Below are 11,875 nucleotides of genomic sequence, written 5' to 3' on the forward strand. Positions count from 1 at the left end.
TGGTCCTCTCGGGTCGTCGGCGGCGCGTCCAGCGCGTCAGAGTGTCAGCGTGTCAGCGCACGGACACGGTGGCGAGGTCGACGATGCCGCCCACGCTGTGGTCCTCGTAGGTCTTGACGCCGGCGCCGTGCAGGTAGAGGGCTTTCGTCGCCGACAGCGCGATGTAGCCGCCCTCGTCGCGGATCGCCCGGTCGGCCTGCTCCCACACCTTGGCCCGTGCGGCCGGGTCGGCGGTGACGTCGGCCTTGTCGATGAGCGCGTCGACGGCGTCGCTGCTGAAGTAGCCGACGTCCTGGCCCGGGCCCGACGAGTCGATGTTGATGCGCGGGTCGAAGAGCGCGGGCAGCACCCCTCCGGCGGACGGCCAGTCCGGCGTCCACACCCCGCGGAAGACGTCGTAGGAGTCGACCGACGTCGGCTTCTCGATCGTCTCGTAGTACTCCTCGGGCGGCACGCCCGTGAGCTCAACCTCGAAGCCCGCGCGCTCCCACCCGGCGGCGAGGGCGGCATACGCCTTGTCGCCGAGCACGGAACGGGCGTAGACGACGCGCAGCGGGACGGGGAGCTTCACGCGGGCCTGCTGGAGCACCTTCCGGGCGCCCTCGGGGTCGCCCTCGACCCCGAGGCCGGGCGGGGGCGTGACGGACTCGGGATCGACCGTCGGGGACAGGACCGACCACGTCGGGGTGCCCGCGCCCTCGCCGCCGGTCGCGGTGACGTAGGTCGCCCGGTTCGTCGAGAGGGACAGCGCCTTGCGCACCGCCGGGTCGGACATGACCTTGCTGCGCATGTTGACGGCGAGGTAGTCGACGTTGCCGGTGTAGGGGAAGGTGAGCCGCGCCTGGAGGGCGGTGCCCGCCTGGTTGCGCAGGGTGGGGCTCGCCTGGACCCACGACACGGCGTATGCGTCGTCGTCCTGCTGGTTGAGCAGCCGCTGGATGACCGTCGACTCCCCCAGCCCGGAGGTCACGTGGATCTCGTCGGGGTAGGCCTGCCGGATCGGGTCGGTGCGCGGGTCCCAGTGCTCGTTGCGCACGAAGGTGCCGCCCTTGCCGACGACCCACGGCTCCTTGAGCCGGTAGGGGCCGCTCGACATGACGGCATACGACGCCTTGTCGCTCCTGGTGTCGGACGACACCTTGCGCGGGGCGAACTCGGGCAGGGCCACGATGTGCGGGAAGTCGGGCTCGGCGTCGCGCAGCCGGAAGGTGATGGTGCGGCCCTTGCACGACACGGCCCGGTCGAAGTCGGACTGGTGGGCCGTGTCGGACGGCCCGGCGTAGACGGGCTTCTCGAGGCCCTCGGGCGTCACCTTCGTCGGCATGGCGAGCAGGTAGCTCGCGTAGTTCGTGCCGCCGACGTGGGTGCGGCGGTCGAAGGTGCGGGCGACGCCGTGGCGCACGTCGTCGCACGTGATCGGCGAGCCGTCCTGCCAGGTCAGCCCCTCGCGCAGGGTGAAGGACCACGTGCGCGCGCCGTCGCTCGGGGTGCCGGTGTCGGTGGCGAGGTCGCCCTCGACGTCGCGCTGGTGCTCACCCGTGCCGTATGCCGTGAGGCCGCGGGCGAAGGTGCGCTGGGCGAAGAACGCCTCGGGCCCGACGTACATCAGCTGCGGGTCCCACGTCGCGATGGTGCCCGAGACGAGGACCTGCAGGGTGCCGCCTGGCTGGGGCTGCCCCGCCGACGCCGACGGGGCGGCCCCCAGGGCTCCCTGGGTGCTCGTGGGGTCGCTCGACCCCGTGCACGCCGCGGCGCCCGCTGCCAGGACGGCAGCGACGACCGCGACGGCCGACGACCTCCTCAGCCCGCGCACCACGTTGCGCACGGCTCGGTCAGCCCTCGGCCTTCGCCGCCGAACGCGCACGGGACGCGGTTCGGGCGCGCTCGCCGGCGTCAAGGACGACCTTGCGGATGCGGACCGACTCGGGCGTGACCTCGACGCACTCGTCCTCGCGGCAGAACTCGAGGCTCTGCTCGAGGCTGAGCTTGCGCGGCGGGACGATCTTCTCGAAGTTGTCCGAGGAGGAGGCGCGCACGTTGGTGAGCTTCTTCTCCTTGGTGATGTTGACGTCCATGTCGTCGGCGCGGGAGTTCTCGCCGACGATCATGCCCTCGTAGACCTCGGTGGTCGGGTCGACGAAGAGCGTGCCGCGCTCCTGGAGGTTGACCATCGCGTAGGAGGTGACGACGCCCTTGCGGTCGGAGACGAGCGATCCGCTCGTGCGGGTCGTGATGGTGCCGAACCACGGCTCGTAGTCCTCGAAGACGTGGTGGGCGATGCCCGTGCCGCGCGTCTCGGTGAGGAACTCGGTGCGGAAGCCGATGAGGCCACGGCTGGGCACGAGGAACTCCATGCGGATCCAGCCGGTCCCGTGGTTGGTCATCTGCTCCATGCGGCCCTTGCGAGCGGCCATGATCTGCGTGATGGCGCCGAGGAACTCCTCGGGAGTGTCGATCGTGAGGCGCTCGACGGGCTCGTGGACCTTGCCGTCGACCTCGCGCGTGACGACCTGCGGCTTGCCGACGGTCAGCTCGTAGCCCTCGCGGCGCATCTGCTCGACGAGGATGGCGAGGGCGAGCTCACCACGGCCCTGGACCTCCCAGGCGTCGGGCCGCTCGGTGTTGAGGATGCGCAGCGAGACGTTGCCGATGAGCTCCTTGTCGAGGCGGTCCTTGACCATGCGGGCCGTGACCTTCGAGCCGCGGACCTGGCCGACCATGGGGCTCGTGTTCGTGCCGATGGTCATCGAGATGGCCGGCTCGTCGACCGTGATGAGCGGCAGCGGGATCGGGTTCTCGGCATCGGCGAGCGTCTCGCCGATCGTGATCTCGGGGATGCCGGCGACGGCGATGATGTCGCCGGGGCCGGCGCTCTCGGCGGGCTTGCGCTCGAGGGCCTCGGTCATGAGCAGCTCGGTGATCTTGACGCGCTGCTGCGAGCCGTCGTGGCGGCACCACATGACCTGCTGGCCCTTCTTGATCGTGCCGTTGAAGACACGGAGCAAGGCGAGGCGGCCGAGGAAGTTGGAGGCGTCGAGGTTGGTGACGTGCGCCTGCAGGGGCGCCTCGTCGTCGTAGGTCGGCGCGGGAATCGTCTGGAGGATGGTCTCGAAGAGGGCCTCGAGGTCCTCGCCCTCGGGGAGGCCACCGTTGTCGGGGCGCTCGAGCGATGCGCGGCCGGCCTTGGCCGACGCGTAGACGATGGGGAAGTCGATCTGCTCCTCCGTCGCGTCGAGGTCGAGGAAGAGCTCGTAGGCCTCGTCGACGACCTCGGCGATGCGCGAGTCGGGACGGTCGACCTTGTTGATGCAGAGGATGACCGGCATCTTCGCGGCGAGGGCCTTGCGCAGCACGAAGCGGGTCTGGGGCAGCGGGCCCTCGGACGCGTCGACGAGCAGGACGACACCGTCGACCATCGACAGGCCGCGCTCGACCTCACCACCGAAGTCGGCGTGGCCGGGGGTGTCGATGATGTTGATCGTGACGCCGTCGTCGAGGCCGCGGTCCTGGGCGGCCTTGCCCGTGTAGTGCACCGCGGTGTTCTTCGCGAGGATCGTGATGCCCTTCTCGCGCTCGAGGTCACCGGAGTCCATCGCGCGCTCGTCGACGTGCTGGTGCTCGCCGAACGCGCCGGACTGCCAGAGCATCTTGTCGACGAGGGTGGTCTTGCCGTGGTCGACGTGGGCGACGATGGCGACGTTGCGGATGTCCGCGCGGGTCTTCATGGGCATGAGGGACAGTCTCTCAGGGTTTCGAGGGTGGTTCGGACCACGGCGTCGTGGGTGGGTCTCGTGTGGTTCAGGAGGCGCTTCGGGTGTCCGGCTCGGGCGCGGGGGGCGCCTGGAGCATCTGCTCGAGCCGCTCGACGATGGGCAGGTCGGCCGGGAGCCAGGCGACGGCTCGGAGGTCGTTCCTCTCGAGCCAACGCAGCTCGTCGTGGTCCTCGAGGGGCTCGGGCGTGCCCTCGACGACCTCGACCAGCCACACCAGCATCTCGTACCGGTCGCCCAGCGGCCACGTGGAGCCCGGCCTCGGACCGGGCACGTGCGCTCCCAGGCGCACGCGGACGCCGAGCTCCTCGAGGAGCTCGCGGTGCAGGGCCGACAGAGGGGACTCGCCCTCGTCGACCTTGCCACCGGGCAGCTCCCAGCCCCCGGCGAGCGCCGAGGGCTCGGTGCGACGGGCCGACAGCAGCCGGGTCGGGCGCTCCAGGTCGTCGACGACGGCGGCCCCGACGACGAGGCGAACCGGGTGCTGGACGGGGTCTGGGCTGCTCATGGCGCCACCGATGGTGCCACAGCAGGTTGACCGCGACGACCGGGCGACCGCGTGCGAGCACCGTGGGGCGTTTACTGGTGGCATGACACGACGGCTCACCGACGAGGAGATCGAGCGCCAGCTGGGCGACCTGCCCGACTGGACGCGTGACGACGACACCATCCGGGCCTCCTTCGAGGCGCCGGACTTCCTGGGCGGCATCGCGCTCGTGCAGGAGGTCGCGGCAGCCGCGGAGACGATGGACCACCACCCCGACATCGACATCCGGTGGCGCACGGTCGCCTTCGCGCTCTCGACCCACTCCGAGGGCGGCCTGACCCAGCTCGACGTCGAGCTCGCGCACCAGATCAGCCAGGAGGCCGCGCGTCGGGGCGCGACCGCGACCGCCTGAACGCCGTCGTCACGCCTGGTGGACGTCGGTTGGGCGTCGGCAGGGCGTCGTCTGGACGTGGTCTGGACGTCCGCTGGGCGTCGACCCGTGGACCGCCCGCGTCCATAACTTAGGATTGCCTCATGCGATCCCACTCACGCTCCGACTCGCGTGCCGAGTCCCGGGAGGGCCATAGTCCCTGGCCGGACCCGATCCGGCCGCCCCAGACGCACCACTCGCTCACCCGGGTGGTGATCGCATGAGCACCGCCCTCGGCATCGGCCTGGGCATCCTGCTGATCCTCGCCCTGACCGCGGCGACCGGCTACTTCGTGGCCCAGGAGTTCGCCTACGTCGCCGTCGACCGCAACGCCCTCAAGCAGCTCGCGGCCGAGGGCGACGCCCCGGCCGAGCGCGCCCTTCGCGTCACGTCGCAGCTGTCGTTCACCCTCTCGGCCGCCCAGTTCGGCATCACGGTGACGGCCCTGCTCGTCGGCTACGTCTCCGAGCCCCTCGTCGGCGCCGGCATCGCCGAGCTGCTCGACCCCTCGATGTCGTATGCCGCCCGGCTGAGCCTCTCGGTCACCGCCGTCCTCGTCTTCTCCACCGTCGTGCAGATGGTCTTCGGCGAGCTCGCGCCCAAGAACCTCGCCATCGCGCGGACCGTGCCCCTCGCCCGGTCCCTCAGCCGCTCGACGCTCTTCTACCTCAAGGTCGCCGGGCCCGTCGTACGGCTCTTCGACCGTTCGTCCACGACCCTGCTGCGCAGGGTCGGCATCGAGCCGGTCGAGGAGCTCGAGCAGGGTGCGACGGCCGAGGACCTCACCCGGATCATCGACGAGTCGCACGCGGGCGGACTGCTCGACGACGACCTGTCGGAGGTGCTCGAGGGCGGCCTGCGCTTCCGCGAGCTCGACGCCGGTGACGTCATGACACCACGCGTGCGCGTCACGACCATCCACGCCGACGCCCCGGTCTCGGCTCTCGTCGACCTGCTCGACACCGGCTGGTCCCGCTTCCCGGTGACCGGCCGCGACGGCGACGACATCGTCGGTGTCGCGGGCATCGCCGAGGTCCTGGCCGTGGAGCCCGAACGGCGCACCACGACGACCGTCGCCTCGGTGGTCTCGGACCCGACGGTCGTGCCGACGAGCGCTCCCCTGCCCCGCGTCCTCGAGCAGATCCGGGCCGACCACCGGCAGCTGGCCGTCGTCGTCGACGAGCACGGCGGCTTCGCCGGCATCGTCACCTTCGAGGACATCGCCGAGGAGGTCGTCGGCGAGATCCTCGACGAGGACGACACCCCGGAGCCCGGCGTCGTCGAGACCGGTACCGACACGTGGCTCGTCCCGGGCCACCTGCGCCTCGACGAGCTCGACACGGCGACCGAGCTGCGCCTCGCGAGCAGCGACGAGTACTCCACCATCAGCGGGCTCATCCTCGAGGACCTGGGCCGCACGGCCGTCGTCGGTGACGTGGTCCACGTCGAGGCACGCCGCGAGGTCGTGCCGGACCGTCACCTGAGCGACCACGTGGACGAGGCGCCCGGCGCCGACGACACGGACGACACGTTCGACAGCGCGCACGCCGGATCCCCGGCCCCGGATGACGCCGGCGGCTCCGAGGACCCGGCGGCCGGCCCACCGTCCGGCCGTGACGACCACGACGACCGCGACGACCGCGACGACCGCGAGCCCGAGCACCGGCACCTGCCGGTCTCGGTCCGCCTGACCGTCGAGGCCGTCGAGCGTCACGTCCCGTCGTCGGTGCGGGTCGAGGTGCTCGACCTCATGTCCGACCTCGAGGCACTCGACTCGGGCTCCGACGTCGACGGGGCAGGCGCGTCCGGTGGCGATGCGGCCGACCGGACGGCCGACACGCGGACGGAGGCGGGCCGATGACGACCGCCCTGCTCGTCTCCCTCCTGCTCCTCGTCCTCAACGCGTTCTTCGTCGCCGCGGAGTTCGCCCTCGTGGCGAGCAAGCGCCACCGGCTCGAGGACCTCGCCGAGCGCGGCAGCGTCGCGGCGCGGGCCGCCGTGCGCGGCAGCCGCGAGCTGTCGCTCATGCTCGCGGGCGCCCAGCTCGGCATCACGCTGTGCACCCTGGGACTGGGCTCACTGGCCAAGCCGGCCGTGGCGGAGCTGCTCACCCCGGTGTTCACCTTCGTCCGCGTCCCCGAGGCGGCGGCATACGTCGTCTCGGTCGTGCTGGCCGTCGGCATCGTCGTCTTCCTGCACATGGTGGTCGGCGAGATGGCGCCGAAGTCGTGGGCCATCGCCCACCCCGAGCGGTCGGCAGTGCTGCTGGCGCTGCCGTTCCGCGGTTTCGCGTGGGTCATGCGTCCGGCGCTCAGCCTGCTCAACGCCATGGCCAACGGCTGCCTGCGCCTCGTCGGCGTGACGCCGCAGGACGAGCTCGGCCAGGTCCACGGCCCCAAGGAGCTGCAGCTGCTCATCGCGAGCTCGAAGGACCACGGCATGCTCGCGGAGCCCGAGCACCGCGTCCTCGCCGGCGCCATCGACCTCGACACGACACCGGTCAGCGAGGTCCTCGTGCCGATCGAGCGGGCCGTCGGGGTCGCCACGACCGCGACCTGCGCGCAGGCCGAGGCCGTCTCCCGCGACACCGGTCGCTCGCGGCTCGTCGTCCGGGAGGGCGACACGCCGGTCGGCATCGCCCACGTGCGCGACATCGTGCGCGCCGCTCCCGGGGCGCCCGTCACGACCGTCACGGCGCCGGCGGTCCACGTCGACGCCGACCTGTCGCTGCTCGACGCGGTGTCGGCGATGCGGGCGCAGCACGTCCAGCTCGTCCTCGTCGACGCTCCGCCCGCGACCATCGGTCTCGTGACGATGGAGGACCTCCTCGAGCGCGTCCTCGGACAGTTCGACGACGAGACCGACGCCTAGCTGTACCCGGCCATGACGTTGGTAGCAGCGAGCCTGCTTGAACGAACGAGAACCTCCGAATGGGATGTGGCTTGTCTAAGGCCCACTCCAACCCGGAGGTTCTCGTGTCCCACGGTAGTGCCCGGCTGACCGTCCATGGTCGGCGCCTGATCGTCCAACGCCACCAGGCCGGCTGGCCCCAGGCCCACATCGCGGCCGCGATGGGCATCTCGCGCAAGTGTGTGAAGACGTGGATCGATCGGTACGCCGCTGAAGGCGAAGCCGGTCTGATCACGCGCTCGTCACGGCCTCACCACATGCCCACCAGGACCAGCGAGGAGCTCGAGCAGAAGGTCTTGGCTGCCCGCGCCACGCATCGGGACGGCCCGGACGTGATCGCCCCGAAGGTCGGGGTGCCGGCCCGGACGGTGTCAAGGATCCTGCGCCGACACCGGGTGCCCTACCTGCGCGACTGTGACCCGATCACGGGTGAGGTGATCCGGTCTTCGAAGCAGACCGCCGTGCGCTACGAACGCGAACGGCCCGGTGAGTTGGTGCACATGGACGTCAAGAAGATCGGCCGCATCCCTGACGGCGGTGGCTGGCGCGTGCACGGTCGCGGCATCGCCCGTGACCGGGTCAACGGCCCGGGCTACGACTACGTCCACTCGCTCGTCGATGACTATTCCCGCCTGGCATACAGCGAGGTCCTGCCCGACGAGAAGGGCGTGACCTGCGCGCAGTTCCTGCAACGCGCGATCGCTGCCTTCGCTGATCACGGCATCCCCCGGATCGAGCGGCTGATGACCGACAACGCGTGGGCCTACCGGTACTCGCTACGAGCCGTGTGTGCCGAGCACGGCATCACCCAGAAGTTCATCAAGCCGCATTGCCCGTGGCAGAACGGCAAGGTCGAAAGACTCAACCGCACCCTGGCCACCGAGTGGGCCTACCGCACGGCCTACGCCAGCAACGCCGAACGCGTCGCCGCTCTTGCGCCATGGCTCGAGCACTACAACACTGAACGCCGCCACAGCGCCCTACGAGGTCACCCTCCAGTCAGCCGACTGCAACCAACCTGATGGCCGGGTACACCTAGCGCGCGTCCGCCCCGCGCGCGCCGCACGCGTACGGCCGCGTCCGCGACCCGCTCCGCCGGACACCCGCTGGGAGTCTCGTACGAGCCCCCTCCGAGCCCGCTCGGAGGGGGCTCCGTCGCTGTCGTCGGGCTGTCGCGGTCCCGCTCATGGCAGGCCGTCGTCCCTCCGGACCGGCTCCCGAGGCAGCGCCGCGGCGGCGGGCGATCTTCCCGTCGTGCGGGCCAGGTCGCCGGAAGATCTCCTCCGCGTCACGATTCGGCCAAGTCGGTTGCTGACCGTGTCGCACCGCTGAATGATGAAGCGCGCGGTCGCGGGGGCGGTAGGTTGCGGCTGCTACCCAGCATGTTGGAGGGCCGACCCGGTCTCCGGCACCGATCACGACCCGGAGGTGACGGCATCCATGAGCACTCCCCTTGAGCTCGAGCCCGGCGCGACCTCGGCTGAGCCCGAGTCCGTCCTGCAGGGCGAGAAGCGCATCGAGGGCAGGTCGCTCGGCCAGATCGCCTGGACCCGCCTCAAGCGCGACAAGGTCGCGCTCGCGGGTGGCATCTTCGTCCTCTTCCTCATCGTCGTCGCGATCGCCGCCCCGCTCGTCGTCGGCCTGCTCGGGCACCCGCCGAACGAGTTCCACCAGGAGCTCATCGACCCCAACACCCAGATCCCGATCGGCCCCTACGGCGGCATGTCGTGGGACTTCCTCTACGGCCTCGAGCCGGTCAACGGCCGCGACATCTTCAGCCGCGTCATCTACGGCTCGCAGATCTCGCTGCTCATCGCCTTCCTCGCGACGCTGCTCTCCGTGGTCATCGGCACCATCCTCGGCGTCGTCGCCGGCTTCTTCGGCGGGGCCATCGACACCCTGATCAGCCGCACGATGGACGTCTTCCTCGCCTTCCCGCTCCTCGTCTTCGCCCTGGCGCTCGCCGGCGTCGTGCCCGACGAGGCGTTCGGGCTCAAGGGCGACGCGCTGCGCATCTCGGTCATCGTCTTCATCATCGGCTTCTTCAACTGGCCCTACATCGGCCGCATCGTGCGCGGCCAGACGCTGTCGCTGCGCGAGCGCGAGTTCGTCGATGCGGCACGCAGCCTCGGGGCACGCACGCCCTACATCCTCTTCAAGGAGCTGCTGCCCAACCTCATGGCGCCGATCCTCGTCTACGCGACGCTGCTCATCCCGAGCAACATCCTCTTCGAGGCCGGCCTCTCGTTCCTCGGCGTCGGGGTGCAGCCCCCGCGCGCCACCTGGGGCGGCATGCTCTCCGATGCCGCCCAGTGGTACCAGATCGACCCCTGGTTCATGCTCTGGCCCGGCCTCGCCATCTTCGTGACGGTGCTGGCCTTCAACCTCTTCGGGGACGGCCTGCGTGACGCCCTCGATCCGCGGTCTCGGTAACCCACCGCAGCCCGCATCCCGCAACACGAAGGAGCGCATCCACTCATGAAGAACACACGCGTGATGGTGGTCGCAACCGCGGCCGCCCTCGCTCTGGGGCTGTCTGCCTGTGCCGGCAGCCAGACCCCGGGCACCTCGACCACCGGTGGCGGCGGCGGGGGCAACGCAGGCGCGGCTCCGGCAGCGGACGCGGCGCTCAAGGCCATCGTCCGTCCCACGGACAAGAAGGGCGGCACGCTGCGCTTCGGCATCTCGAGCGACTGGGACTCCGTCGACACGGGCGACACCTACTACGGCCTCTCGTGGGACTTCCTGCGCAACTACGCGCGCACCCTGGTCGCCTTCAAGGCGGCTCCGGGACAGGAGGGCAACCAGCTCGTCGGAGACCTCGCGACGGGTCTCGGCAAGCCGAGCGCCGACAACAAGACGTGGACCTACACCCTTCGTGACGGCCTGAAGTACCAGGACGGCACCCCGATCACGAGCAAGGACATCAAGTACGGCGTCGCGCGCCAGCTCGACAAGGGGACCTTCCCCAACGGCCCGACGTACTTCAACGACTTCCTCGCCGACGTCCCGGCCGACTACTCGGTCTACAAGGACAAGAACCTCGACAACCTCAAGTCGATCGAGACGCCCGACGACAAGACGATCGTCTTCAAGCTGAAGACGCCCTTCGCCGGCTTCGACTACTTCGCCCAGCTCCCCGCCACGGCCCCGGTGCCGCAGGCGAAGGACACCGGCACGAAGTACAAGGAGGCCTACGTCGCGAGCGGGCCGTATAAGTTCTCGGTCTACCAGACGGGCAAGCGCATCGAGCTCGTCCGCAACGACCAGTACGACCCTGCGACCGACCCGGACACCGGCCGCAAGGCGCTCCCGGACAAGATCACCGTCGAGATCGGCGTCAACGCCGCCGACCTCGACAACCGCCTCATGGCCGGTGACCTCGACATCGACCTCGCCGGCACCGGCGTCCAGGCCGCCGCGCAGGGCAAGATCCTCGCCGACCCGGCGCTCAAGGCCAAGACGGACAACGTCGTCACGGCACGTACGAGCTACACGCAGATCAACACCGACGTCGCGCCGTTCGACAACATCGACTGCCGCAAGGCCGTCATCTTCGCCTACGACAAGACGGGCTACCAGCGCGCCTACGGCGGCAACGTCGGTGCCGACATCGCCACCGGCCTGCTGCCCCCGATCATCCCTGGCTTCCAGGAGATGGACCTGTTCAACGCCAAGTCCAAGCCGACCGGTGACGTCGACTCGGCCAAGGCCGCGCTCGCCAAGTGCGGTCAGCCGAACGGCTTCGAGACGAACATCTCGTACCGCCCGGAGCGCCCGAAGGAGAAGGCGGCCGCCGAGTCGATGCAGCAGGCGCTCGCCAAGGTGGGCATCAAGCTGACGCTCAAGCCCTACCCGGCCGGTGACTACTTCAAGCTCTACGCGGGCAAGCCGGACTTCGCCAAGTCCAACAAGCTCGGCCTCATGGTGATGAGCTGGGGCGCTGACTGGCCCGACGGCTTCGGCTTCCTGAGCCAGATCGTCGACAGCCGCGTCATCCGGCCCGCCGGCAACACCAACCTCGGCATCAAGATCCCCGAGGTGGACAAGCTGATCGACCAGGCACTGTCGGAGAACGACACCACGAAGCGCGAGGCGCTGTGGGGTCAGATCGACAAGACCATCATGGACAACGCCTCGGTGATCCCGGGTGTGTGGGGCAAGTCCCTGCTCTTCCGCCCCGACACCGTGTCGAACGTCTTCGTCAACGACGGCTACTCGTACTACGACTACGCAGCGGCGGGCGTCACCAACCCGTGACCCTCAGGCCCTTCCGCG

General features: G+C 70.1%; 9 protein-coding genes. 6 read left to right on the forward strand and 3 right to left on the reverse strand.

The window, feature by feature from the left end:
* Nucleotides 1-52: 52 nt before the first annotated feature.
* From ACSSS0_RS05025 to ACSSS0_RS05035, 3 genes are all read right to left on the reverse strand, one after another.
* Complete coding sequence (locus tag ACSSS0_RS05025) at nt 53-1,825, reverse strand: ABC transporter substrate-binding protein (protein ID WP_487230283.1); 1,773 nt, start codon at nt 1,823-1,825, stop codon at nt 53-55.
* Between the two features lie 7 nt (nt 1,826-1,832).
* On the reverse strand, nt 1,833-3,731 hold the full coding sequence (typA, locus tag ACSSS0_RS05030; protein WP_487230284.1) for a translational GTPase TypA: 1,899 nt from the start codon (nt 3,729-3,731) through the stop codon (nt 1,833-1,835).
* A 67-nt stretch (nt 3,732-3,798) separates the two neighbouring features.
* A complete protein-coding gene (locus ACSSS0_RS05035; protein WP_487230285.1) occupies nt 3,799-4,278 on the reverse strand; it encodes a (deoxy)nucleoside triphosphate pyrophosphohydrolase in 480 nt (159 codons plus the stop codon).
* Between the two features lie 82 nt (nt 4,279-4,360).
* Here ACSSS0_RS05035 and ACSSS0_RS05040 point away from each other — a divergent pair, with 82 nt between their 5' ends.
* The 6 genes from ACSSS0_RS05040 (at nt 4,361) to ACSSS0_RS05065 (ending at nt 11,857) form a co-directional block, all read left to right on the forward strand.
* A complete protein-coding gene (locus ACSSS0_RS05040) occupies nt 4,361-4,669 on the forward strand; it encodes a 4a-hydroxytetrahydrobiopterin dehydratase (protein ID WP_435985017.1) in 309 nt (102 codons plus the stop codon).
* A 238-nt stretch (nt 4,670-4,907) separates the two neighbouring features.
* The gene (locus tag ACSSS0_RS05045) at nt 4,908-6,548 is read left to right on the forward strand and encodes a hemolysin family protein (protein WP_487230286.1); all 1,641 of its coding nucleotides are present in this window, start codon (nt 4,908-4,910) and stop codon (nt 6,546-6,548) included.
* Complete coding sequence (locus ACSSS0_RS05050) at nt 6,545-7,558, forward strand: hemolysin family protein (protein WP_487230287.1); 1,014 nt, start codon at nt 6,545-6,547, stop codon at nt 7,556-7,558. Before ACSSS0_RS05045 ends, ACSSS0_RS05050 begins: the two co-directional genes overlap by 4 nt.
* Nucleotides 7,559-7,662: 104 nt before the next feature.
* Nucleotides 7,663-8,619 (forward strand): IS481 family transposase, encoded by a 957-nt coding sequence (locus tag ACSSS0_RS05055; protein WP_487228131.1) that lies wholly within the window; start codon nt 7,663-7,665, stop codon nt 8,617-8,619.
* Between the two features lie 418 nt (nt 8,620-9,037).
* Nucleotides 9,038-10,030, forward strand: coding sequence for an ABC transporter permease (locus tag ACSSS0_RS05060; RefSeq protein ID WP_435985014.1), 993 nt, complete (start codon nt 9,038-9,040; stop codon nt 10,028-10,030).
* Nucleotides 10,031-10,075: 45 nt separating this feature from the next.
* Entirely contained in the window at nt 10,076-11,857 is a 1,782-nt protein-coding gene (locus ACSSS0_RS05065; protein WP_487230288.1) for an ABC transporter substrate-binding protein, read from the forward strand.
* The last annotated feature ends 18 nt before the right edge of the window (nt 11,858-11,875 follow it).

It is taken from the genome of Terrabacter sp. R4-6 (genome assembly GCF_057529065.1).